This is a genomic window from Pseudomonas panipatensis (assembly GCF_900099785.1).
GTDB lineage: Bacteria > Pseudomonadota > Gammaproteobacteria > Pseudomonadales > Pseudomonadaceae > Pseudomonas > Pseudomonas panipatensis.
The window spans coordinates 309,734-335,713 of sequence record NZ_FNDS01000003.1 but is presented as its reverse complement, the minus strand read 5'-3'; the positions used below and the strand labels follow the sequence as shown (position 1 = coordinate 335,713).

Sequence of the window (25,980 nt, the reverse complement as noted above, 5' to 3'; positions counted from 1 at the left end):
GCATGAATAAAAAAGCCACTACCTTCCGGTAGTGGCTTTTCATGGCCGCCGAAGCGATCAGCGCGGGCCGTGCTGGCTGCCGCCGCCGATCATCTGGGTGGACGGGCTGCCCTGGCCGGTGGAGGAAGACGGCAGGCCGATGATGTCGTTCCACACGTCGCCCATGGCCTGGACCTGGGCCTGGCTGCCCTGGGTGAGGCCGTTGACCAGGCCGAACACCGCGCCCCAGAGGGTGCCGGCTGCACCGGTGATGATGCCGGCAACCGGGTTCAGGATGGCGCCGATACCGCTACCGCCACGCAGCGACATGGTCGCGCCACGCCAGGCGGCACCCATGGCGCCGGCAACGGTGCCGAGAATGGCGCCGCCGATGCTGTCGAAGAAACCAGTGGTCACGCCACCGGCAACCATTTCAACTTCCTGCATGTTCAGTTCTTGCATCTTTATTCCCCTGCACGTTCGTGCACTTCTAATTAATTAAAACCGATCGCCACTCGAACTAGCCGAGATAACCATTTAATTGTTCGTGAATAAATTTCCACCATCAACCGGAAAGCACGGAGTTTTACTAGCATTCAGATTGGCAATGAATGAAGCGCCATCAGGAGGACAAATCGCCGGAAACTTTCTTACAAGCGAACCTCAATTAAAAAACACCCGATAAAACACCTCGTATTTAGGAAAAAACCTATTTATCCGAGGCCATCGAACAGGGTTGAAAACACGCCAAGAGCGCTGCTCGCCGGGCACGTAATCCACCCTCCGGCGATGCGTTTGCGCCCCGCCGCGAACGGCGCTCGGGCGATGGGGAGATCGGCGAAGAAAGACGGCAAAGACAGACGGCGAGCAGCGCGCCGCCGTCCGAGCGGACGGCAGCACCAAGGCATAGCGGACAGCGGCGGGACGGGTGCGGCAGTCCAGCGACGGGACGCCCGATGGGTCGTGCGGAGGGAGGTGCTGGCCCGTGCGACAGGCCGGCACGCAAGCGGCGTTACTTGAGTGCCCAGAAGCCCAGGCGGCCGAGGCCGGCGGCCAATTGCAGGCGGGCGTTCTGCCAATCGGCCAGGGCCAGGATGTGCTGTTCCCTGGCATCGGCGTAGGCGCTCAGCGCGTTGAGCAGTTCGATCATGCTGCCGACCCCGGACTGGTAGCGACCACGGGTCACCTCCAGCGATTGGCGCGACTGCTCGACCAGGGCGTCGGTGCTCTTCAGGCTGTCGGTATCGACCATCAGCCGCTGGTAGGCGCCCCACACCGACAGCGAGACCTGTTGCTCGACCCCGGCCAGCGCCGCCCGGCTCGACTCGACCTGGGCCAGCGCGCCGCGCACCTGGTAGTTGCGCTCGAAGCCCTCGAACAGCGGCACCTGCAGTTGCAGGCCGATGCTCGAATCGCGCTGTCGGGTGTCACCGTTCAGCGCCTGCGGCTGATCGGTGCGCGCACGACTGAGGCTGCCGGTCAGCGACAGCGTCGGCAGGCCTTCGGCGCGGCGTTCCTTCACCGCCTGGTTGGCCGCCTCCAGGCGTGCCTGGGCGGCGATCAGATCGGGGTGGTGACTGCGCGCATAGGCAAGCAGGCGGTCGATGGCGCTGACGAAGCCGGTATCGGGCATCGGCGTCAGCTCGCTGGACAGCTTCAGCTTGCGCTCCGCCGGCAAGCCCATGCGCAGCGCCAGCACACCCAGCGCGTTATCCAGGCTGCCCTGGGCGCGGACCTGGCGCAGGCTCGCCTGGGACGCCGCAGTCTGCGCCTGCAGGCGGTCGGAAAGCGCCGCCGCGCCGGCCTTGTACTTGGCATCGGCGGCCTGGAAGTTGTCGTCGGCCATGCGCTTCACCTGCTCCGCCGCGGCCAGCGCATCCTGCGCCGAGAGCGCGTCGTAATAGGCCTGCGCGGCGTTGACGAAGGCACTCTGCAACGCCGAATTGTGGCTGGCGTTGGCCGCCGCCAGCAGTTGCTTGGCGCTGCGCAGCGCGGCCTCGCGGCGACCGAAGTCGAACAGCACCCAGCTCAGGTCGAGGCTGGCGTTGCGCGTGTTCTGCCGGCCGTTGGCCTGCACCCCGGGCAGATCGAGGTAATCGGTATCGGTCCGGCCGCGGGAGGCGCCCAGGTTGCCATTCAGTCGCGGCAGGTAGGCCGACCAGGCGACGCCCAGTTGCGCCGCCTGCACCTTGGCGTCGGCCCAGTCCTGGCCGGTCTGCGGGTCGTGACAGAGGATGCGCTCGATCGCCTCGTCCAGCGCCAGTTCCTGCGGAGCGCCGTTGAACAGGCAGGGCACGCCGCCATTGCGCGACTCCGTCACCGGTTCGCTGGGGATCGAACGCTCGGTACGGAAGATATCCGGCCCGGCGAACGCCAGGGGTCCGCCGGCCAGCGCCAGGAAAAACAGAATCGTGCGCTTCATACAGGCTCGAACTCGATGTGCAAGGGATAGGTGTGTTGTTCGGCCACCACCTTGCCGGCGCCGATCAGCACCACGCGGTCGGCCGAGGCGATGGTTTCCGGGCGGTGGGCGACCATCACGCGGGTGATGTTCAGCGAGCGGATGGCGTCGTTGACGCGCTGCTCGCAGTTCACGTCGAGGTGGCTGGTGGCCTCGTCGAGGAAGAGGATCTTCGGCTGCTTGTACAGCGCGCGGGCCAGCAGGACACGCTGCTTCTGGCCGCCGGAGAGCACCGTGCCCATGTCGCCGACCAGGGTGTTGTAGCCCATCGGCGTGGCCATGATCTCGTCATGGATGGCCGCCAGTTGCGCGCATTCCATGACCCGCTGCAGGTCCATGCCCGGTTCGAAGAAGGCGATGTTCTCGGCCAGCGAGCCGGCGAACAGGCTGTCGTCCTGAAGCACGGTGCCGACCACGCTGCGCAGCCCCTCGATGCCGATCTGCGACAGGTCCAGGCCGGCCACGCGGATCTGCCCGCCGGAGGGCGGCAGGATGCCGAGCATGACGTTGATCAGGGTGCTCTTGCCGCAGCCGGACGGCCCGACGATGGCCACCGACTCGCCGGCGCGGATCTCCAGGTCGATGCCATCGAGCACATAGGGCTCCTGCTCGGAATAGCGGTAGCGCAGGTCGCGCAACTCGATGCTGAACTCACGCTCGCGGAGCAAGCCCGGGTCCATCCCGCCGTCGTTCTTTTCCGGGGCTTCGAGGACGATGTCGGCCAGGCGTTCGCCCTGCAATTGCAACATGCGCAGCTCGAAGAACTTGTCGATCAGGCTGCCGACGCGGCTGTCGAACTGGCCCTTGTAGGACTGGAAGGCCATGAGCGCGCCGACGGTGAAATGGCCGTCCATCACCATGCTCGCGCCCAACCACATCACCAGCAGGTTCTCGATGCCGAACAGCAGGCCGTTGACCTGGCTGTAGAACAGCCCGAGCTTCTGCGTGCGCAGGCCGGCGTTGATCTGCTCGACCAACAGGCTCAACCAGGCGGCGCGGCGCTCGGACTGGCGCTGGAACAGCTTCAGCGGGCGGATGCCGCGCATGGTTTCGAGGAAGTGGCTCTGCTGCCGCGCGGCGTGGATGATCTGTTCCTCGCTGGCGTTGCGCAGCGGCTGGTACCAGGCCCAGCGCACCAGCGCGTAGAGCGCCATGCAGATAATGGCGATGCTGCCCAGCAGCGGGCTGTAGACCATCATCAGGGCCAGGGTGGCGAGGGTCATGATGCCGTCGAGGATGGCCACCATGAAGGCCGAGGTCAGGGTGCCCTGGATGCTGTCCACGGCGCCGAAGCGCGAGACGATATCGCCCAGGTGGCGCTTCTCGAAGTACTGCGCCGGCAGGCTCAGCAGATGGGTGAAGACGTTCGCCCGCCACTGCACGTTGAGCAGCGTGCCCATGTGCATCGACACCCACTGGCGCACCGCGCTGATGCCCTGCTGCATGAGCATCATCAAGCCGAAGCCGATGACCAGGGTGGTGAGCAGGTCGTGGTCCTCGCTGGGGATGACGTTGTCCAGGGTCCACTGCATGAAGAACGGACTGACCAGGGAGAACACCTCCAGCGCCAGCGACAGCAGCACCAGTTGGCCGAGCGCCGGGTACAGGCCGGTGACCTTGCCGAGCATGCCCATCAGGCGGATGCGCGGCTTGTTCTCCTGCTTCTGGAAGCCGGCCTCCGGCCAGAGCTCCAGGGCGACCCCGGTGAAGGAGCGCGACAGCGTCGCCAGGTTGAGCTTGCGAATGCCATGGGCCGGATCGTGGATCACCGCGCCGCTACGGCTGACCGACTTGAGCACGACGAAGTGGTTGAAGTCCCAGTGCAGGATGCACGGCGTGCGCAGCTTGCCCAGTTCGTCGAGGCTGAGCTTCAGCGGCCGGGTGGCCATGCCCATCTGCCGGGCGGCGTCGATCAGTTGCTTGAGGGTGCTGCCCTTGAGCGACACGTTGAAGCGGCTGCGCAATTCGCGCATGTCCTGGTGGCTGCCGTGGTAGCCGGCGACCATGGCCAGGCAGGCGATGCCGCACTCGGCGGCTTCGGTCTGCTGGATGCTGGGCAGGCGGCGGCCGAAGCGCAGCGCCAGATTGTCGAAAATAGCCATGCGGCGATCCTCAGAGCTTGCCGGTCAGGCTGTAGAGGGGTTCGAGAACCCATTCGTAGAGTTTGCGGGTTTCCTGCAACAGGTCGGCCTCCAGCAGCATGCCGCTCTGCAGGCTGCGCGGCTGGCCGTAGGCCTGGATCTGCTGCTCATCCAACTGCACGCGGATGCGGTAGTACTGCTCGCCGCTCTGGCCGATCCCCGGCACCGCGCCGGCCATGCTCGCCAGCTCGTTGAAAGGCACCGTGGTGCGCGAGATCGACAGCACCTTGCCGTGGTACTGGCCGAATTTCTGGTAGGGATAGGCCTGGTAGCGGATCAGCGCCGGGTCGCCGACCTTGATGAAGCCCACCGCGCGGCTCGGCGCGTAGAGTTCGGCGACCAGTTGCGCGTTCTCCGGGACGATGCTCAGCAGCGGCCGCGACGGGTCCACCGACTGGCCGATCTCGGCGAACACCGCGGTGGCGATGCCGTCCTGCGGCGCGACGATGCGCAGCGTGCGCTTGGCTTCGCTTTCGGCCAGTTGCTGTTGCACCGAATAGAGCTGGCGGCGCACCTCGGCCTGCTGGTTGGCGTGCCGCGCATCGAGGCCGGCCAGGTCGCTGTCGCGCTCGCGCAGTTCCTGTTGCAGGGTCATGCGCTCGCGCTCCAGGCGCTGCAAGGTCTGGCGCTGGCCGAGCAGTTCGCCCTGGCGCTGCTGGAACTGGTCCATGGAGATATAGCCCTTGTCCATCAGCCCCTGGTAACGCCCCTCGGCATCGCTGGCGATCGCCACCAGCTTGCCCTGGCTCTGCAACTGCGCGCCCTGGGTGGCCAGCTCGGTGCGCAGGCTGGCAACCTTAGCGGTGAGGCTGCGGCGCTCGTCGTCCTGCAGGCGCTGCAATTTGCGCAACTGCTCCTCCAGCGACTGGCGGCTGTCCTGCAACTGCTGGCTGATGCCGGCCTGCACCGGCTGCTGCTGGTTGCCGTAGCGCTCGCTGGACAGGCTCAACAGGGTCTGCCCGCGCTCGACCTTCTGCCCTTCGTGGACCGGCCGTTCGGTGATCACGCCCATCTGCGGCGCATAGATCTTCGCCTGGCCGCTGACCGGCACCAGTTGCCCGACCACAGTGCTGCGCTTGGTGTAGCTGCCCCAGATGAAAAAGCCCACCACCACCAGCGCCAGCGCACTGGCTAAGGCGGTCAGCAGGGTGAACGACAACGGCCGCACCAGGATGATGGAACCGAGCCATTGCGCGCCCTGCCCTTGCAAGGCTTCGCGGCGGAAAAGCGGTGTTGGATGGGTCAAGGTCGGGGACCGTTCGGGTTGCCGTTTGGAAGGCGGTCTTTCTACCGATTGCTCGCGCGCGGCAAAACCGGGCATATCCGAGTTCGCCGGCAGGAATTCGTCCTACGGATGTAGGAGCTTTCCCTACGAACCAACAAGGCGCGTGCTAGAGCGGCCGCGACCTGCGGCAGCGGCGACGCAGACGACCGACGACCTGGCGGCAAGGCGCGCTCAGTGGCGGCAATGGCGCCAGCGGCCGACAGGCGAAAAAAAGGCGGTGCGACCGTAGCCGGCACCGCCCAAAGCTAGCAGGAGCCCCGGCTCGCGCCGGGGCGGTGAAGGTCGTCAGACCATCATCTGGTGGTTCTGCAGCAGGCTCAGCAGATCGGTCTTGACGCCCACCAGGGTCACCAGATCGGCAGCGCCCACCTGAGTGCCGGCGCCATCGCGATCGACGCTGATCAGGGTGTCGTTCCCCACCACGCTGGTCTTGATGAAGTTCAGCAGACCCTGGGAGGATGCATCCAGCTTGGTCACGGCGCCATCCTGGATCAGGTTGACCGGACCGCCGTAGGCGAGCAGACCACGCATGTCGATGACATCGGCATTGGCGTTGCTCAGCGTGTTGCCAACGCTGAAGCCATAGACGCTGTCGTGGCCGTTGCCGCCCGTGGCGTCGCCGCCGATGGCGCGGTAGATCAGCGTATCGTGGCCACCGTTGCCCAGGTAGATCACGTCATTGCCGCCACGGCCTTCGAACTGGTTGGCGCTGGCGTTGTCGCTGAAGGCATCGGCGAAGGCGCTGCCCTTGAGGCCTTCGATGTTCTTCAGCAGGTCGTTGCCCATGCCGACCGAGACGCCGCTCTGCAGGTTGACCTGCACGCCGTTCTTGGCCATGCCGTAGTCGACCACGTCCATGCCGCCGGTGGCGCTCCAGGTGCGGCTGCCATCGACCGCCAGGTTCCAGCCGCCGCCGCCGTTGATGGCGTCGTTGCCTTCGGTGGCGAAGAAGCTGTCGTCATAGCCGCTGCCGGTCATGCCGGCGCCCAGGGTGCTGTTCACCGCGCCATCGGCTTCGGCAGTCAGTACATAGGCGTGGCTGGCGGTGCCGGTGGTCAGGCCGCCCCAGGCGTGGTTCAGGGTACCGCCTTCCACGGGCATGGCGCCGACGCTGCTGCTCAGGCCGTTCTCGGTGCGCAGCAGTTGCGCCGAATACACCTCGTTGGCGTCCAGCCCGTAGAAGTGCAGCAGACCCGAGCTGTCGCTGGTCACGCTGGACTGCGGGTTGATCACCTCGGTGGCGACCAGATGGCCTTTCGAGTCGTACAGCTTGACGGTGTTGCCGAAGAAGCTGTCCATGCCGTTCTTGTCGAGGATGCGCAGGGTCAGGCTGGTGCCGTAGACCACGGCGTTGTCGTTGTGCACCAGGATGGTCGGCGCCGAGTCGGTCACCGAGCCCTTGTGCACGCCGGCGGTGCGGTACATCAGCAGGTCGACCGCGCCATCCCAGTCGTAGTCCACCGCCACGGCGCCGGTGATGTTGCCGTAGACCTGGCCGGTCATGGCCTGGCCGGAACCGTACCAACCGCCCTTGCCGTCATTGAGGTAGAGCACCGGCGCCATGTTGCCGTTGGTCTGCGACCACTCGGCGTTCTGCCGCGGCACCTCGATCACGTCCACCTTGCCGTCGTGGTTCCAGTCCACGGCGAACGACGGGCCGCCATCGAAGTGGAAGGGCATGCCGTTCTTCTGCTGGATGCCGATGGCGTCACCGAAGAACAGGGGCTTGGAGGTATCCATGCCCAGCCACTTGCCGCTGGCATCGACGCCCTTGTTCAGGTAGATGCGGCTGTCATCGGAATTGCCGGTCCAGCCGGTGGAGCCGGTGGCGCCCTGGGCGAGGAACAGGTCGAGGTAGCCGTCGCCGTTGAAGTCGGCCCAGGTCATGGCCACGGCCACGTTGCTGTACTGCTTCAGGTCGTCGGCGTTGTGGTTGTAGAAGACGTTGGCGAACTCCTGCTCCCTGGCGAAGCTGCCATCGCCCTTGTTCAGCAGCACGCCCAGGGCGGTGCTGCCGTACTGGTCGTTGTGCCCGGCCAGGTCGACGGAGCCGCTGTTGTCGATATCGACGCCGCTGATTTCGCCACCGAACCAGCAGCTCTTGGCATCGGCGACGATGCTCAGCTTGCCGCCGTTGTTGTTGATGCGGCCGAACTCGCCGATCTGGTTATCGACGTAGATCAGATCGGTGTAGCCATCGCCCTGGGCGTCCCAGGCGATGATGCCGCCGACGTTGAGGTCCTTCGGCTTTTTCAGCGAACCGGCGCTGTAGCTGCCGTCGGCGTTGGCGGTCCACACCGGCAGGGTGTAGGAGGTGCCGCTGGTCATGGCGAACACATCCATCAGCCCGTCGCGGTTGTAGTCGACGAAGGTGGCGTTGCTGAGCATATGGCCGTCGCCGCAGGCGGTGACGTCCTTCGGCTCGGCCAGGTAGCTGGCGTGGTAGCTGGTCTGGTCGATGCCGCTGTAGACGTAGCCGGAGTTGGTGTAGCAGGTGGAGTTCAGCGCATAGCCGGCGCTCTGGAAGAACGACCAGGTGCCGTCGGCGCTCAGCGCCATGGCCGCAGTGTCGCTACCGCGCACCGAGTACACGGTGCCGCCCCAGGTGGTGCTGCTGGTGGTGGCGCCGATGCCGCTGGTGGGGTCGAGGGTGTAGGTCAGCACCTGCGGGCCGAAGCCGGAGTTGTTGCCAGCCTGGTCCCAGGTGACGAAGCCCAGTTGATGCTCGCCGGCCTTCAGCGAACCGGCGAAGTTCCACTTGCCCGCGGCATCGGCCACAGCGTAACCGACAACCTTGTCCAGGCCCTCGTCGTAGCGGCCGTCAAAGTTGACGTCCTCGACCAGCGCCACGGTGGCGCCGCTCTCGGCCACGCCATAGGTGTCGCTGCTGAACGCCAGCAACTGGCCGGCGGCGGTATAGCCTGGCAGTTGCGGCATGCTCGCCAGCGCTGCCGGCGAGTCCAGATCGACCAGTACCTGGTGCGTACCCAGGTCGAGGCTGGCGCCGGCGGCATCGATCACCCGCAGCGAGACGCCGAGCGCCTGGCTGGCATCGATCTCAGGAGCGGCATAGCTCCACAGTTGGCCGCCGTTGGCCAGGATGGTCTGCCAGTGCTGCCCGCCATCCAGGGAAACCTGCAGGGCTTGGCCGACCTGCAGAGCGCTGCTCAGCTTGCCGGAGAAGTCCAGGGTCTGGTCGCGGGTGATGAAGTCGTGGTTGGTCGCGGACTGTGCATTGCTGTAGTCGCCGACGATGGCCACCGCAGTATCGCTGCTCATGTCGAAGCTGGTGCTCAGGCTGGCATCGATGTCGGCGAAGAACGCCACATCGCGCGCGGCCTGGCTGCCCGGCAGTTCCTGGCCGTTGGCGTCGACCACGTGGAACTGGTAGTGGGTGCTGCTGCCCAGGGCATGGGTCGAGAGGTCGGCGTAGCTCCAGTCGGTGCCGGAGGTACCGACGTTCTGCCAGCTCTGCCCGCCGTCGACGCTCACCTGCAGCTTGGCGCCGCTCGGCAGCGCCTGGCTGAGGGTGCCGAACAGGCTGATCTTCGAGGCGCTGGTGATGAAGTCGCCCTGCGCGCCGGTGTCCGGATCGATACCGGCGACCTGCACGTCGATCTGCGGCAGCGGAACCGTGCCGTTGACGGTGATCTGCTGGGTGCTGCCGACGCCCTCGTTACCAGCGGCGTCGATGGCGCGCAGCTCGTAGCTGTAGGTGCCGTTCGGCAACTGGCGCAGGTCCTGGTACTGCCAGTGATTGCCGCTCACCGCGCTGACGTCGGCCCAGCTCTGGCCACCGTCGAGGCTGATCTGCAGCTTCTCGTTAGCCGCCAGCGGCGCACTCAGGGAGCCGAACAGGGTCGGCGAGTGGTCGGTGGTGGTCAGCGGGTTCTGCTCGTTGGACAGGCTGTCGAGCGAGGCCACCGCGCTGGGCGGGGTCAGGTCGACGAAGATGCTGAAGGCCTGGCTGGGCGCGCTTTCCGCACCGCTGTTGCGGTCAGTGGCGGTGATCACCAAGCTGTGCTGGCCTTCCAGCAATGGCGTGGTCGGGTTGAACAGCCAGGTGCCGTTGGCCTTCACCAGTACGCTACCGATCAGCCGGTCGTTGTCGTAGATCTTGATCAGGTTGCCCGGAGTGGCGTCGGCGCCGCTCAGGGTCGGGGTCTGGTCATCGGTATAACCGCCCGATTGCAGCGGGCCCTGGTACTCGCCGCTGCCCACGTCGTCGAGGACCTGGCCGAGCACCGGAGTGGGCGGCAGCGCGCGGGGAGTGGCAGCCGCCGCCACGACATGCGGCGTCTCGCTGGACGACAGCAGCGCGGCGGTAGGAGCCAGCGCCACTGGCGAAGCCGCGGCCAGGGCAGCGTGCGGCACGGCGGCCGCGGTCTGGTTGGCGCTGACGACCGCTGCACTGTCGGCACTGGCGGCACTGTCGCTGACCAGCATGATGCTGGGCTGCTGGTCGGCGGCAGCGCTCTCGGCGTCCACCTCGGCGGTCGCCGCCGTCGAGGCGGCCTCGTCTGCCTGGGCAGGGCTAGCGTTCACGGCGGTCGAAGGGCTGACCTCGGCGACTGGCGCGACGCCTGCCTGCGAGGTGCTGCTGGTTTCCACGGCGACGGCAGCGAGGATGCCGTCCGTGGAAGTGGTTTGCTTGTCAGTCATGGATAACTCCTGCGTATGGATATCGGCTCCGGCTCAGCGCCAGGCTGGCGGGCCGTGCTCGGCCTCGTCGCGAGACCCGGTGCCAAGGCCATGGAATGGCGCAAAAGGCCCGCCCGGCGGGGGCGATACTAGGAAGGCAGCCAAAGGAAGTATCTAAGGAACGCCCTATAAAGCCGGCCACTCGCCTGCGCCGGAAACTTCGGACAGAGCGCGTACCGAATTCAAAGCCGCGGCGCCCGGTTTCCGCGCCTTGCAGCCCTATCGCTCGGTGCGCTCGACTGGCCCGAAGCGGCGGCTCGGCGACACCCCTTGGCCACCCGCGAGCCAAATGAAAAGGCGGCGCGCCCATCGAGAGCGCGCCGCCCGGCTTGCAACGCTCCCCGGCCGCTAGCGGACGGGGAGCGCGGTGCCGATCAGACCAGGTGCTGCTGTTGCTGCTGCAAGGTCAGCAGGTCAAGCTGCACGATGGGCTGCGCGGCGGTGGTTTCCACGTGGCTCGCGGCGACGGGCGCCGTTTGCGTCGTGACGGGCAACGGAGCCATGCCGTCCAGCGCGTCGTCACCGTAGGTCGGCTGACTCACCAGCAACTTGCCGATATCCAGCGAAACCTGCTGGGTAGCGCTGGCGCCACTGCCCTCCCCTTGCGCCTGTCCGACCTGCCCGGCGTTGCTGAGCAGGTGGTGGATCAGGCTGTCGCCGCTGGCCACCTGCGGCTCCGCCTGGGTGGTGACAGCGGTTTCGCTCGATGCCGTGACACTGCTCTCCACCACCGGCTGCGCCGACACGCTGGCCAGCGTCAGGCTCTTGGCCTGCACCAGCGACTGCGTCTCCACCTCGGACGGCGCGGAGAACGCAGCCGGCATCGGCGCGTCCGGATCGTTACCCAGATAGATCAGGTAACCACCGGTGGCCGGACCGGCCACGCCAGCACTGTTCACCGACTTGGCCACCAGGTTCACCGACCCGTCCGCATGCGCGATCGACGTCAGGTCACTGGTGGTGACCGTCCAGTTGCCCCGCGCATCGATGATCTGCGAAGCCACCGCCACATCGTTGGCGTAGAGGGTCAGCACCGCACCCGCCGCACCCGTGCCATTGATGGTCGGGGTGGTGTCGTCGGTGTAGTCCTCCTTCTGCAGGTAACCCGTCTGCGTGCCGAAATCATCCACCACGTTGGTGATCGCCGGCGCTTTCGGCTTGGGTCCGTCGAGGAAGAAGTTCCACGCCGCGCTCAGCGGGCCGAGGTTGCCGGCCGCGTCCATGGCCTGGGCCTGGAAGCTGTGCTGGCCGCTATCCAGCGGCAGGTACGGCAGATAGCCCCACTCGCTGGTCTGGCTATCGACCGTGGCCGAACCCCAGAGCATGCCCTTGTCGTAGATGTACACCAGCACCGCATCCGGCGAATCGACCTGGCCGGAGTAGAACGGCTTGGAGTCGTCGGTCACGCCACCGTTGGCCACGGTACCGACCACCTTGCCGGCGTCGTCGTAGAGATCCAGGTTGATGACATTGCCCGGCGCGGTCAGATCCACGTCGAACTTCCACTCGGCGCTCGGTGCGCTCTGATTGCCGGCAGTGTCCATCGCCACTGCGCTCAGCGCATGGTTGCCTTCGGCGAGCGGCGCGTTCGGGGTGAACGCCCAGCTACCGTCGGCCTGCACCGCCGCCGAACCCAGCAGCGTCTGGCCGTCGTAGACCTGCACCAGATCGGCGCCGTTGGCCTGGCCGCTGAAGGTCGGCCGAGCATCGTCGGTGACCCCACCGTGGGCGATCGGACCGGTGATCCGCCCGACATCGTCGATCAGTTGCAAGCCAGTGACGCCGGCAGGCGCCTGGGTGTCGACCGTGAAGTCCCACTGTACCGGCGCGCTCTGCACGCCAGCGGCGCTCTGTGCCACCACGTTCAGCGTATGCGGGCCCTCGGCGAACGGCGTGAGCGCATCGGCCTGCCAGCTACCGTCGGCTTGCACCGCCACCGAACCGAGCAGCGTCTGACCATCGAAGATCAGGACCGCCACCGCGCCGCTGGCCATGCCGGTGAGGCTCGGCAGGGTGTCGTCGGTGACGCCGCCCTGGGCGATGTTCCCGGTGATCGCCCCGACATCGTCGCGCAGCGCGACGATGGTCACGCTGGGTGCGGTCAGCTCGACGCTGAAGTCCAGCGTATCGCTGGCCGGGCTGGTGTTGCCCGCCTTGTCGGTCAGGGTCGCGCTGAGGCTGTGCGCGCCTTCGGCCAGCGGCGTGCTCGGGGTGAACGACCAGTCGCCGTTGGCATCCACCAGGGCGGAGCCCAGCAGCGTGCCGTTGTCGCTGACGTTCGCCAGGCTACCCGGCTCGCCCTTGCCGGTGAGGGTCGGGGTCGCGTCGTCGGTCACCCCGCCAGAGGCGATCGGACCGGTGACACTGCCGACGTTATCGATAGCCTGTACATCGCTCGGCTGGGCCGGCGCGACGCTATCGATGGTCAGCGCGAAGGTCGCGCTCGGCAGGCTGGTATTGCCGGCCTCGTCGCTGGCGCGGGCGGTGAAGGCATGCGGGCCATCGGCCAGCGGCTGAGCGGGGGTGAACGTCCAGTCGCCATTGGCATCGGCCAGGGCCGTACCAAGCAGCGTGCCGTTGTCGTACACCTCGACCCGGTCGCCGGCGGCGCCAGCATGTCCCTGCAAGGTCGGCTGGCTATCGTCGGTCAGGGCGTTCGGCGCCAATGGGCCCTGGATGCCGCCGACATCGTCGAGCACCGTGACGATGCCCGGACGCGCCGGCGCCAGGGTATCCACGGTGAGGCTGAAGTCAGCGTTGGCGGTGTCGCCGGCGCTGGTTTTCGCCAGGGCGCTGTAGGTGTGCTCGCCATCGCTCTGGCGCAGCGGCAGACGCAGGCTCCAGTCGCCGTTGGCGTCGGCCACGACACTGCCGTAGACCACCGCGCCCTCGCTGACGATCACCAGCGCATTGGCAGTGGCATTGCCCAGCAGGATCGGACGCGGATCGTCGGTCACGCCGCCGTTCTGCACTTCCCCGGTGATGCTGCCGACCGCGTCCAGCACCGCGCGGATGCTGACCGTGGCGCCAAGGGTTTCCACGCCGAATTGCAGCGGATCGCTGGCCGGACCGGTATTGCCGGCCGCATCGGTGAGGGTCGCGCTGAGGCTGTGCGGACCTTCGTTCAACGGCTGGTCGGGGGTGAACGACCAGTTGCCATTGCCATCCACCAGCGCGCTGCCGAGCAGCGTGCCGCCATCGCTGATGGTCGCCACGGTGCCCGGCTCGCCCTTGCCACTGAGGGTCGGGGTGGTGTCGTCGGTGGTGCTGCCATTGGCGATCGGGCCGGTCACCTGGCCGACATCGTCAGTGGCGACCACGTTGCTCGGCTTGGCCGGCGCGGTGGTGTCGAGGACCACATCCAGCGGGCTGCTGAGTGGGCCTTGGCGGCCGGCGGCATCCTGCGCCTTGGCGGTGATTTCCTTGGCGCCGTCGCCAGACAGCGGCAGCTCGGTCTGCCAAGTACCGGTAGCGTCGACCGCCACGCTGGCCACGGCCTGGCCGTTGACGAAGAGCAGCACGGTGGTGTTCGCATCGGCGGTGCCGCTGACCGTCAGGCTGCTGTCATCGGTGTGCTGGCCAGCGCTCAGCGGGCCGGTGATGCTGCCCTGGTCGTCGTAGGCCTCGTCGATGGTCGGCGCGCTGGGCAGCGGATTGCTGCCGTCATCGACCCAGAAGTCGATGGTCGCGCTGGCTTGCCCGGCGTTACCCGCCTTGTCCAACGGACGCGCGGAGAACCGGTGCTCGCCGGCCAGCAGATCGGGCGAGGTGAAGCTCCAGTTGCCGCGGCTATCGATAGCCGCCACGCCCAACAGGATGCCGTCGTCGTAAACCGCCACCGCGCTGGCATCGCTGCCCTGCACGTGGCCACGCAGTTCCGGCTGGGTGTCGTCGGTGGTCGTGCCATTGACGATGGCACCGGTCACCGGACCGACATCGTCGAGCAGCTCGATCTTGTCGATCACGCTGGTCGGCGCGGCGGTGTCCACCGTGAAGTTGAAGGCGGCGCTACGCAGGCTGGTGTTGCCCGCCGCGTCGGTCGCGCTCACCGCCAGCTTGTGCAAGCCATCGGCCAGGGTCGGCAGATCCAGGCTCCACTCGCCATTGGCATCGGCCTGCACGCTGCCGATCAGCACGCCATTGTCGTAGACCTTGACCAGGCTGTCCGGCTCGGCATCGCTGCCCTGCACGGTCGGGTTGGCGTCATCGGTGATCGCGTAGGGGCTCAGCAGACCCTGGTACGGGCCCACGTCATCCATCACCGCATCGATGCTCGGGCGCGTCGGCGCCACGCTGTCCACGGTCAGGTTGAACTCGGCGCTGGCGGTTTGCCCGGTCGCGCTGGTCAGGCTGGCGGTATAGGTGTGCTCGCCTTCGCTCTGGTTCAGCGGCAGGCGCAGTTGCCAGTCGCCATTGGCATCGGCCACGGCGCTGCCGTAGACCACCGGGCCTTCCTTGATCACTACCAGGCCATTGGCGCTGGCGGTACCGACCAGCGTCGGCCGGCGGTCGTCGGTGACGCCGTTGTCCAGCACATCGCCAGTGATGCTGCCCACCGCGTCACGCGCGGCGGTAATGCTGACCATCGGCGGCACGCCCTGCACGCCGAACTGCAGCGCGTCGCTGGCCGGGCTGGTGTTGCCGGCCACGTCGCTGACGGTGGCGCTGATGCTGTGCGGGCCATCGGCCAGCGGCTGGTCAGGGGTGAACGACCAGTCGCCGTTGCCGTCGACCAGCGCGGTGCCCAGTACGGTGCCGTCATCGCTGATGGTCGCCACGCCGCCCGGTTCACCCTTGCCGCTCAGGGTCGGGGTGGTGTCGTCGGTGGTGCTGCCATTGGCGATCGGGCCGGTGACCGGGCCGACATCGTCGGTGGCCAGCACAGGGCCCGGCTTGGCCGGCGCGGTGGTGTCGAGGGTCACGTCCAGTTCGTTGCTCGCCGGGCCTTGGCGGCCGTAGGCGTCCTGCGCCTTGGCGGTGATCGCCTTGTCGCCGTCGCCGGACAGCGGCAGTTCGGTCTGCCAGGTGCCGCTGGCATCGACCGCCACGCTGGCCGCGGCCTGGCCGTTGACGAACAGCACCACGGTGGTGTTCGCATCGGCGGTGCCGCTGACCGTCAGGCTGCTGTCGTCGGTGCGCTCGCCGCTGTGCAGCGGGCCGGTGACCGAGCCATGGTCATCGAGCAGTTCGGCGATGCTCGGCGCCGACGGCAGTGGCATGGTCGGTGCGTCCACCAGCTCGAAAGCGATCGGCGTGGTCATCGCGCCGGGGTTGCCGGCCACATCCAGCGGCCGCGCTTCGATCTGGTGAGCACCGGACGCCAGTACCGGGGAGACCAGGCTCCAGTTGCCATTGGCATCGATCAGCGCGGTGCCGAGCAAGGTAGTGCCGTCGAAGACCTGCACGCTGCTCGCATCGCTGCCCTGCACATGGCCACGGATTTCCGGCTGAGCGTCGTCGGTCTTGCCACCATCGGCGATGACCCCGGTGACCGGGCCGACATCGTCGATCACTTCGATGCGGTCGATGACGGTCTGCTGCGGCGGTACGGTATCGACGTCGAAGGCGAACGGCGCGCTCGGCTGGCTGACGTTACCCACCGCATCGGTGGCGGTCACGCTCAGGCTGTGCGGGCCATCGGCCAGGGTCGGCAGATCCAGGCTCCAGACACCGTTGTTGTCGGCCTGCACGCTACCGATCGGCGCGCCATTGTCGTAGACGGTCACCAGGCTGTTCGGCTCGGCGTCGTGGCCCTGCACGGTCGGACGGGTATCGTCGGTGGCCGCGCCAGCGCTCAGCGGACCCTGGATCGCGCCCACGTCATCCAGCACTTCGCCGATGCTCGGGCGGGCCGGTGCCTGGGAATCCACGGTGAGGGTGAAATCGTCGCTGGCGGTCTTGCCGGCGGCGTTGGTCACGGTCGCGGTGTAGGTGTGCGCGCCGTCGCTCTGATCCTGCGGCAGACGCAGGCTCCAGTCGCCGTTGGCGTCGGCCTGCACACTGCCGAGCACGACCGCGCCTTCGTGGACCGTCACCAGGCCATTGGCCGTGGCGGTACCGATCAGCGTCGGCCGCTTGTCGTCGGTGGCGCCGTTGTCCAGCACATCACCAGTGATGCTGCCCACCGCGTCGCGCGCGACGGCGATGTTCACCGTCGGCAGCACCGACTCGACATTGAACTGCAGCGCATCGCTGGCCGGGCCGGTGTTGCCGGCGCGGTCGCTGACAGTGACGCTAAGGCTGTGCGGGCCGTCGGCCAACGGCTGATCGGGAGTGAACGACCAGTTGCCATTGCCATCCACCAGCGCGGTGCCCAATACGGTGCCGTCATCGCTGATGGTCGCCACGCCGCCCGGCTCGCCCTTGCCGCTCAGGGTCGGGGTGGTGTCGTCGGTGGTGCCGCCATTGGCGATCGGCCCGGTGACCGGGCCGACATCGTCAGTCGCCACGACATCGCTCGGCTTGGCCGGCGCGGTGGTGTCGAGGGTCACGTCCAGCGGCGTGCTGGCCGGGCTCAGGCGGCCGGCGCCATCCTGCAGCTTGGCGGTGATTTCCTTGGCGCCGTCGCCGGCGATCGGCAGTTCGGCTTGCCAATTGCCGTTGCCGTCGACCTGGGCGGTCGCTGCCGGCTGGCCATCGACGTAGAGCACCACGGTATTGCCGACCAGGCCGGTGCCGCTGACGCTCAGGCTCTGGTCGTCGGTGACGTCGCCGCTGGCCAGCGGACCGCTGACGCTGCCATGGTCATCCAGCACCATGCCGATGACCGGCGCCGGCAGCGGCACGCTGGTATCCACCAGGGTGAAGTCCCAGCCCTCGTTGCGCGCGCTTTCATTGCCGACCGCATCCACCGTCGAGAGGCTGAAGCTGTGCGGGCCGGGGACCAGATCGCTGGCCGGCTCGAAGCGCCAGCTCTTGTCGGCGGCATTCACCAGCGCCGAGCCGATCAAGGTGTTGCCGTCGTAGACCTTCACCATGACGGCATCGCTGTCCGATTGCAGCTTGCCCTCGAAGGTCGGCCGCGCATCATCGGTCATGCCGCCCTTGGCGATGGTGCCGGTGACCGGGCCGACGTCGTCGATCAGGTCTTCCGAGCCCGACAACGGTGTCGGCGGCGGCGGTGGCGGGGTGGTGTCGACGCTGAAGCTCACGCTCGGCGTCGCATCCGCGAAGGGCTCGCCCGAGGGGGTGCCAGCGGCATCCACGGCAACGAAGGAGAAACTGTGCTGCCCATCGGCCAGATCGGCCGGTGGCGTGAAGGACCACTTGCCCGTCGCGGCGTCCACGCTGGCGGAACCGATCGGGGTGCTGTCGTTGCCATCGGCATAGATTTTCACCAGCACGGTGTTGCCGTCGCCGACCTGCGCATGGCCGCTGATCACCGGACGGCGATCGTCGGTTGCGCCGTTATCGTCGATGACACCGGTGATGCTGCCAACGGCGTCGACCACCAGCAGTTGATCGACGTCGTTAGGCGCCGTGATATCGACATGCAGGGTGAAGGGCGCGCTAAAGGTCACGCCGTTATCGATACTGACCGTGAAGGTATGGACCCCTTCGTTCAGCGGCGTGGTCGGGTTGTAGTTCCAGGTGCCGTCGGCCTTGACCCTGACCGAACCGAGCCGGGCGCCATTGTCGTAGACGGACACCACCTGCCCGACGCTGAGACCGCTGCCGCTGAGGGTCGGCGTCTGGTCGTCGGTGTAGGCATTCTGCTGCAGCGGCCCCTGGATGCTGCCGTTGTCATCGAGCACCGAGCCGATCGTCGGCGGCAGCGCGCGCGGGGTCTGGAGCGAGCTCGTCAACGCACTGACGCTCAACGCCAGCGGCGCTGCCGCCACGCTGCCATCGATTGCGGTAGGGGTCAGCTCCGCGGCATCCACCACGGGGAGCGCGGTGGCCTGCACGAGATCCTTTTCGTTATTCACTGTATTTTCGGCCATGTAACTGTAACTCCAGCAAGGAATGTTTCGCGCCACTTCGGCCATACATGAGGGCGCAACCAAGAACGAAAACCTCCTACGCAGCCGCCATTACTCCGCCTCTGAAAACAGCAAGTAACGACCGCCCGGCCGTACAAATTGGAAGTTTCCAAGCCCATGCTAGAAAGTCGAAAAGCAGAAGTATCTAAGGATCGCCTTAAAAGCCCAGCCAAACTATCCGAAAGACAGGTTGCGCCTCCCGACAAATAATTAAACCAGCACAAGGAACTTTTATGAAAATCCTTTTAATTTCATTTATTTATAATAAATACTAATTTTTTCAATGCCTTACAAAATATATAAAACATGCCAAAACGCCACTGAAAGCAATACGCGATATATTCGCCAGCAACCAAGGCCAGTATTAACGCATCAATCGGCCAGCAAACTTTCCCACCAACTTATTCACCCGCTTGATTCCGCCATATAAATACCCCGCCGCCGCCAATAAATATTCCCTAAAAGCAATGAGTTAAAACGCCAATGGCAACGCAATGGCTTTCCCGAGTGCGCCGCCCATAGCGCGTCTCAAAGCATTTCCAGACAAATCCGATCCGCCGCCTATTGCCCAGCGCGAAAGCCCAAGGCCTGCGCGGAGGTTCACCGCCAGCGCTTGAGACAACCCGCATCGCCCCGGCCCCCGCGCCGCCCGCGTCCCGGCGAAGCCACCCTCGCGCCCTGCCGAAAGCCATCCCGCGCCTGTCTGAAACCCCTGATTCAGAGCCGTTCTGTCACCCACGGCATTGTTTTCCGCAGGGCTTCCCGGCGAACAATCCGGGCATCGCTGGAGCGCTGTTCGACAAACGCAATAACAAAGGACTGAAGACACGATGAACGCGGAACGACCCAACGAACTGCCGACCGACCCCGGCCTGGACTGCCTGGTCACCCTGGCGCGTTTCCACAACATCGCCGCCAGCGCCGAACAACTTCGCCATGCCTTCGGCGAAGGCGAACAAGCCTTCGACGTCAACCAACTGTTGCTCGCCGCGCGCCACCTCGGGCTCAAGGCGAAAGCCGTGACCAGCCGCCTCGACCGCCTGGCGCACACGCCGCTGCCGGCCATGGCGGAAACCCCCGAAGGCGGCTTCTTCATCATCGCCCGCGTCGATCAGCAGCAGGCGCTGATCCAGGTGCCCGGCGCTCAGCGCCCGCAGGTGCTGGCGCTGAGCGAGTTGCAGCGGCACTGGAATGGCCGGCTCCTGCTGCTGCGCTCGGAAGCCTCGCTCAGCGGCGACCTGGCGCGCTTCGACTTCACCTGGTTCATCCCGGCCATCGTCAAATACCGCAAGCTGCTCGGCGAAGTGCTGCTGGCCTCCTTCTGCCTGCAACTGTTCGCCCTGCTCACCCCGCTGTTCTTCCAGGTGGTGATGGACAAGGTACTGGTCCATCGCGGCCTCTCCACCCTCGACGTGCTGGCCTTCGGACTGCTCGCCATCCTGCTCTTCGAGACGGCGCTCAGCGGCCTGCGCAGCTACGTCTTCGCGCACACCGCCAGCCGCATCGACGTCGAACTCGGCTCGCGGCTGTTCCGCCACCTGATCAGCCTGCCGCTGGCCTACTTCCAGGCGCGCCGGGTCGGCGACTCGGTGGCGCGGGTGCGCGAGCTGGAGAACATCCGCAGCTTCCTCACCGGCAACGCCATCACCCTGCTGCTCGACCTGCTGTTCTGCGTGCTGTTCATCGCCGTGATGCTCTTCTACAGCGGCTGGCTGACCCTGGTGGTGGTGCTCTCGCTGCCGCTCTACGTGCTGCTCTCGGCGTTCATCACCCCGCTGCTGCGCGCGCGCCTGCAAGAGAGCTTCAACCGAGGCGCGGAAAACCAGGCCTTCCTGGTCGAGTCGCTGAACGGCATCGACACCCTCAAGTCCCTCGCCGTGGAACCCCAGACCGCCCGGCGCTGGGACAATCAACTGGCCGCCTACGTCGCCGCCAGCTTCAAGACCCAGGTGCTCTCCACCCTGGCCAACGAAGGCGTCGGGCTGATCGGCAAGCTGGTCACCGTGGCCACCCTCTGGCTCGGCGCGCGCCTGGTGATCGACGGCGACCTGTCCCTCGGCCAGTTGATCGCCTTCAACATGCTCGCCGGCCGCGTGGCCCAGCCGATCATGCGCCTGGCGCAACTGTGGCCGAACTTCCAGCAGACCGGCGTCTCCGTGCAGCGCCTCGGCGACATCCTCAACGCGCGCACGGAAACCGCCATCGGCAACCGCAGCCCGCTGCCGCCGATCCGTGGCCACATCGAATTCGACCAGGTGCACTTCCGCTACCGCAGCGACGGCTCGGAAGTGCTGCGCGGCATCGACCTGAGCATCCAGCCCGGCGAAGTCATCGGCATCGTCGGCCGCTCCGGCTCCGGCAAGAGCACCCTCACCCGCCTGCTGCAACGCCTCTACGTACCCGACCGTGGCCGCGTGCTGGTCGACGGCACCGACCTGGCGCTGATCGAAGTCTCCTCGCTGCGCCGGCAGATCGGCGTGGTGCTCCAGGAAAACATGCTGTTCAACCGCAGCATCCGCGAAAACATCGCCCTCACCGACCCCGGCGCGCCGCTGCAAGCCGTGGTGCAGGCCGCGCGCATGGCCGGCGCCCACGAATTCATCCTGGAACTGCCCGAAGGCTACGACACCCTGGTCGGCGAACACGGCGCCTCGCTCTCCGGCGGCCAGCGCCAGCGCATCGCCATCGCCCGCGCGCTGCTCGGCGACCCGCGCATCCTGATCTTCGACGAAGCCACCAGCGCGCTGGACTACGAGTCCGAGCGCATCGTCCAGCAGAACATGCAGCACATCTGCCAGGGCCGCAGCGTGATCATCATCGCCCACCGCCTCTCCGCCGTGCGCCATGCCAACCGCATCCTGGTGATGGACCGCGGGCAGATCGTCGAACAAGGCAGCCATGCCGAACTGCTGGCCCTGCAAGCCGGCCACTACTCGCGCCTCTACCGCATGCAACAGGGTTGAGGCATCCCGCGCCCGGCAGGCGCCGGGCGCTCATCGGCCACGGAGGTCCGACCATGAGCCACGCCCCCGGCGCCCGCCGCGCCCTCATCCAGCGTTACCGCCAGGCCTGGCGCCACGCCTGGCAACGGCGCCGGAGCATGGACCCGCCGCCGCGCCTGCACCACGAAGTGCACTTCCTCCCCGCCGCCCTGGCCCTGCAGGAAAACCCCGTGCACCCGGCGCCGCGCTACCTGCAATGGCTGATCATGGCCTTCGCCGGGCTGGCCCTGGCCTGGGCCTGCCTCGGCCAGGTCGACGTGGTCGCCAGCGCCAACGGACGCATCGTCGCCAGCGGCCGCAGCAAGACCATCCAGCCCCACGAAGTGGCCGTGGTCAAAGCCATCCACGTGAGCGACGGCCAGGCGGTGAAGGCCGGCGACCTGCTGGTGGAACTCGACCCGAGCCAGACCGGCGCCGACGTCGAACGCCTGAAGAGCGACCTGCTCGCCGCGCAGATCGACGCGGTGCGCGCCCAGGCCCTGCTCGACGCCATCGACCGGCGCCAGGCGCCGAGCGACCTCGCCGCGCGCCTGCCGCAAGCCAGCGCCGAACAGCAACGCGCCGCCAGCCAATGGCTGCAAGGCCAGTACGCGGAACTGCGCGGCAACCTCGCGCAGAGCGAAGCGCAGATCGCCCAGCGCACCGCCGAAATCAACGCCGCGCGGCAATCGGCGCACAAGCTCGAACAGATGCTGCCGATCACCCGGCGCATCACCGCCGACTATGCGCGCCTCGCGGAAAAAGGCCTGGTGCCCATGCACCACTACCTGGGCAAGCAGCAGGAACAACTGGAACAGGAACGCCAGCTCGACGAACGCCTGAGCCGCATCCAGGAACTCGGCGCCTCGCGCCAGGAAGCCCAGGAACGCCGCGAAACTACCCTGGCGCAAAGCCGCCGGGCCATGCTCGACCTGCTGCACCAGTCCGAGCAGAAAGCCGCCGCCCTGCAACAGGACCTGCACAAAGCCCAGCGCCTCGACAGCCTCACCCGCCTCACCGCCCCGGTGGACGGCACCGTGCAGCAACTGGCCATCCACACCGCCGGCGGCGTGGTCACCGAAGCCCAGCCACTGATGGTGCTGGTGCCGCGCGACCAACCGCTGGAAATCGAAGCGCAACTGGAAAACAAGGACATCGGCTTCGTCCACCCCGGCCAGGACGTGGCGATCAAGGTCGAGACCTTCAACTTCACCAAATACGGCGTACTCCACGGCAAAGTCCTCAGCCTCTCCGACGACGCCATCGAAGACGAAAAGCGCGGCCTGCTCTACAGCCTGCGCATCGAACTGAACCAGAGCCATATCCGCGTCGGCAGCCAGGACGTGCCGCTGACCCCGGGCATGGCGGTCCGCGCCGAAATCAAGACGGACCGCCAGCGTGTCATCGACTACTTCCTCAGCCCGCTGAAGCGCTATGTCGATGAGAGTCTGGAAGAACGTTGAACCGGGGCGCGTCAGTTCCCGGTGTGGAAGTGCCCCCTGGTGATCGGGGGTTGCAAGTAGGGCCGTGCCCAGTGATGTACGGCGGCGCCTGGTTGACGTGGGCGCTGCCGGGAAGTGGATGGAGAGGGTTACGGCGAATGTAGTTCAAGCAATCAGAAGGAAAGCACCATGAGCAATCGCTACCAAGCAGACACGGAACAGTTCTTCGATGATCAGCCGCAGGAACCCATTCGGGGGTTCGCAATGGCCAATAGTGTCAGCCCACCTGGAGGCAATGGCATTACCGGCAATCGCAGCAGCATCATGACCTTCGACTTAAGCTCTCGCAGCAATGTCGTCGGCATCGACAATCTGATTTACAGAGGCTCGTCCACCAGCCCTTTTGGCGCTAAATGGGGTACAGCCCTCCATCAAGGCGTGAACCTGACCTACAGCTTCTCTTCCTCAGCGTCTACCTATGGCAGCGGCGCACCGGGCTCACTGCTGAACCTGACCAACGAGCAGATCGCGACGGCAAAGGTAGTCATGCAGGCCTACGCGAACATCTCGAACCTGACCTTCAGCGAAGTGGCCGACAGCGCCATCAGCGCCGGCGACATCCGCTGGGGCCGTACCGGCGACACGGCAGGAACACCAACCTCCAAAGCCTACTATCCGAGCGAGGGCACTCCGTTCTCCGGCGATATCTGGATTGGTGTCAGCAGCAGCCAATATGCAACCCCCAACGTCAAGGGTACCTACGGTTATCAGACCTTCCTGCACGAATTGGGACATGCACTGGGGCTGACCCATCCCCATAGCAGTTCGCTCCCCGCGGCCACAGGGGAGGACCACCTCAAATACAGCGTCATGAGCTACAGAAGTTACGACGGCGCCAGCCTGACTTGGGGCTACTCAAACAGCTTCTACCCTACCTCCTTGATGCTCAACGACATCTCGGCCATTCAGTATCTTTATGGCGCCAACACCACTTACCAATCTGGCAACAACACCTATAGCTGGACACCCGATACATCCGTCTTCGAAACAATCTACGATACCGGCGGCATCGACAGCCTTGATGCCAGCAACCAGACGCAAAGCGTGCAGCTAAACCTCAACTCCGGCAGTTGGTCGCAAATTGGCAAGGCATTCTGGAATGGCCAGGCCTATGTCCGCGATTGCCTGACCATCGCCTATACCAGCACCATCGAAAACGCCACCGGCTCGGCCTACAACGACACCCTGATCGGCAACGCCGTGGCCAACGTCCTCGATGGCCGCGCCGGCGCGGACAACATGCAGGGCAATGGCGGCGACGACATCTACTACGTCGATAACGCCGGCGATGTCGTCACCGAAAACGCCGGCCAGGGCACCGACTCGGTGTATGCCAGCGTCAACTTCACCCTGGGCAACAACGTCGAGAACCTCACCCTCACCGGTAGCGCCGCCATCAATGGCACCGGCAATAGCCTGAACAACCTGATCACCGGCAATGCCGCCGCCAACCTGCTCGACGGCGGCGCGGGAGCCGATACGCTCAAGGGCATGGGCGGCGACGATAGCTACTACGTCGACAGCGGCGATGTGGTCGTCGAGAACCTCAACGAAGGTACCGACAGCGTGTATGCCGGATTCAATTACACCCTCGGCGCCAACCTCGAAAACCTGACCCTGGCCGGCACCTCGGCCATCAATGGCACCGGCAACGGCCTGAACAACCTGATCACCGGCAATGCCGCCGCCAACCTGCTCGACGGTGGCGCGGGGGCTGACACCCTCAAAGGCATGGGCGGCAACGATACCTACAGCGTCGATAACAGCGGTGATCTGGTGATCGAGAATGCCAACGAGGGAACCGATACCGTCAATGCCAGCATCAGCTACAGCCTCGGCGCCAATGTCGAGAATCTGACCCTCACCGGCAATGCCATCAGCGGCACCGGCAACACGCTGAACAACGTCCTGATCGGCAACGCCTACGCCAACACCCTGAACGGCGGCGCCGGTAACGACACCCTGGATGGCGGTGCCGGCAGCGATACCCTCTATGGCGGACTCGGCGACGATACCTACTGGATAGATAGCTCAGGCGATATCGTCAGCGAGAATGCCAACGAAGGCACCGATACGATCAATGCCAGCGTCAGCTACACCCTCGGCGCTAACGTTGAGAATCTGACCCTTACCGGTGCCTCGGCCATCAATGGTACCGGCAACGAACTCAATAACATCATTACCGGCAATGCCGCAGACAACGTGCTTAACGGTCTCGGTGGCGTGGACACGTTAATCGGTCAAGGCGGCGCCGACCGATACATTGTCGACAACGTGGGCGATATCGTCGTGGAAAGGGCCAACGAAGGAAACGACTGGGTGGAAATCCGTGGCACCGGAGTAAGCCAGTACACCCTTCCCGATAATGTTGAGAATCTCGATCTTGCCTCGACCAACGGCAACATCAACGCAACCGGCAATAACCTCGACAATTACATAAGGGGCACGCAAGCAAACAATGTGATAACGGGGGGCAAAGGCAATGACCTGCTGAGTGGTCAAAGGGGCAGCGACACCTATATCTTCAATAGAGGGGACAGCTCCGACACTATTCAAGAGATCGGCAAAGACTTGCCATCGGCGGCCGTGGACGTAGATATTCTGAAGTTTGGCTCAGGCATCAACGCCGACCAACTGTGGTTCAGTAAACAGGACTACCACGGCAGCCTGATCGTTGGAGTCATTGGAACCAGCGATAAAGTTTCCATTGAATTTTGGTACGCCAACAAGGAGACCAACTGGTCAGAGTCATATATCGAACAGTTCCAGACTGCCGACGGCAAGACCCTGACCTACGACAAGGTCGACCAACTGGTCAACGCCATGGCCGCCTTCGCCCCACCGGCGATGGGCCAAACCACCCTTCCCACCAACTACCAACAAGCACTGGCGCCAGTCATAGCCGCTGCCTGGGCCTGATCGCGGTCCGCGGGCGGTGATCCCTGGAT

Annotated in this window: 9 protein-coding genes; 3 read left to right on the top strand and 6 right to left on the bottom strand. The window is 65.8% G+C overall.

Annotated features, from left to right (window positions below):
• Positions 1 to 57 precede the first annotated feature (57 nt).
• The 6 genes from BLQ74_RS09245 to BLQ74_RS09220 all read right to left on the bottom strand — a co-directional run bounded on the left by BLQ74_RS09245 (position 58) and on the right by BLQ74_RS09220 (position 18,510).
• Positions 58 to 441, bottom strand: a complete 384-nt coding sequence (locus tag BLQ74_RS09245; RefSeq protein ID WP_090262262.1) for a hypothetical protein — start codon at positions 439 to 441, stop codon at positions 58 to 60.
• 550 nt (positions 442 to 991) lie between these two features.
• Positions 992 to 2,401 carry a TolC family protein gene (locus BLQ74_RS09240; RefSeq protein ID WP_090262261.1) on the bottom strand — a complete coding sequence of 470 codons (1,410 nt, stop codon included), beginning with the start codon at positions 2,399 to 2,401 and terminating at the stop codon, positions 992 to 994.
• Positions 2,398 to 4,542, bottom strand: coding sequence for a peptidase domain-containing ABC transporter (locus BLQ74_RS09235; protein WP_090262260.1), 2,145 nt, complete (start codon positions 4,540 to 4,542; stop codon positions 2,398 to 2,400). The genes BLQ74_RS09240 and BLQ74_RS09235 overlap by 4 nt, the downstream gene beginning before the upstream one ends.
• Before the next feature lie 10 nt (positions 4,543 to 4,552).
• Positions 4,553 to 5,827, bottom strand: a complete 1,275-nt coding sequence (locus BLQ74_RS09230) for an HlyD family secretion protein (RefSeq protein ID WP_244507164.1) — start codon at positions 5,825 to 5,827, stop codon at positions 4,553 to 4,555.
• 324 nt (positions 5,828 to 6,151) lie between these two features.
• Positions 6,152 to 10,528 carry a VCBS repeat-containing protein gene (locus tag BLQ74_RS09225; protein WP_090262258.1) on the bottom strand — a complete coding sequence of 1,459 codons (4,377 nt, stop codon included), beginning with the start codon at positions 10,526 to 10,528 and terminating at the stop codon, positions 6,152 to 6,154.
• Positions 10,529 to 10,941: 413 nt separating this feature from the next.
• Positions 10,942 to 18,510: an Ig-like domain-containing protein gene (locus BLQ74_RS09220; protein WP_090262257.1), complete on the bottom strand. Its 7,569-nt coding sequence runs from the start codon at positions 18,508 to 18,510 to the stop codon at positions 10,942 to 10,944.
• Positions 18,511 to 19,379: 869 nt separating this feature from the next.
• Between BLQ74_RS09220 and BLQ74_RS09215 the strand changes: the two genes are divergently transcribed.
• From BLQ74_RS09215 to BLQ74_RS27910, 3 genes are all read left to right on the top strand, one after another.
• The gene (locus BLQ74_RS09215) at positions 19,380 to 21,512 is read left to right on the top strand and encodes a type I secretion system permease/ATPase (protein ID WP_090262256.1); all 2,133 of its coding nucleotides are present in this window, start codon (positions 19,380 to 19,382) and stop codon (positions 21,510 to 21,512) included.
• Between the two features lie 53 nt (positions 21,513 to 21,565).
• Positions 21,566 to 22,993 carry an HlyD family type I secretion periplasmic adaptor subunit gene (locus BLQ74_RS09210; RefSeq protein ID WP_090262255.1) on the top strand — a complete coding sequence of 476 codons (1,428 nt, stop codon included), beginning with the start codon at positions 21,566 to 21,568 and terminating at the stop codon, positions 22,991 to 22,993.
• A 168-nt stretch (positions 22,994 to 23,161) separates the two neighbouring features.
• Positions 23,162 to 25,951: a calcium-binding protein gene (locus BLQ74_RS27910; protein WP_090262254.1), complete on the top strand. Its 2,790-nt coding sequence runs from the start codon at positions 23,162 to 23,164 to the stop codon at positions 25,949 to 25,951.
• Positions 25,952 to 25,980: the final 29 nt, after the last annotated feature.

Bases quoted from the DNA above. Each gene is read 5' to 3' on its own strand.
- BLQ74_RS09245 (WP_090262262.1), bottom strand. From the start codon at position 441: ATGCAAGAACTGAACATGCAGGAAGTTGAAATGGTTGCCGGTGGCGTG.
- BLQ74_RS09240 (WP_090262261.1), bottom strand. From the start codon at position 2,401: ATGAAGCGCACGATTCTGTTTTTCCTGGCGCTGGCCGGCGGACCCCTG.
- BLQ74_RS09235 (WP_090262260.1), bottom strand. From the start codon at position 4,542: ATGGCTATTTTCGACAATCTGGCGCTGCGCTTCGGCCGCCGCCTGCCC.
- BLQ74_RS09225 (WP_090262258.1), bottom strand. From the start codon at position 10,528: ATGACTGACAAGCAAACCACTTCCACGGACGGCATCCTCGCTGCCGTC.
- BLQ74_RS09220 (WP_090262257.1), bottom strand. From the start codon at position 18,510: ATGGCCGAAAATACAGTGAATAACGAAAAGGATCTCGTGCAGGCCACC.
- BLQ74_RS09215 (WP_090262256.1), top strand. From the start codon at position 19,380: ATGAACGCGGAACGACCCAACGAACTGCCGACCGACCCCGGCCTGGAC.
- BLQ74_RS09210 (WP_090262255.1), top strand. From the start codon at position 21,566: ATGAGCCACGCCCCCGGCGCCCGCCGCGCCCTCATCCAGCGTTACCGC.
- BLQ74_RS27910 (WP_090262254.1), top strand. From the start codon at position 23,162: ATGAGCAATCGCTACCAAGCAGACACGGAACAGTTCTTCGATGATCAG.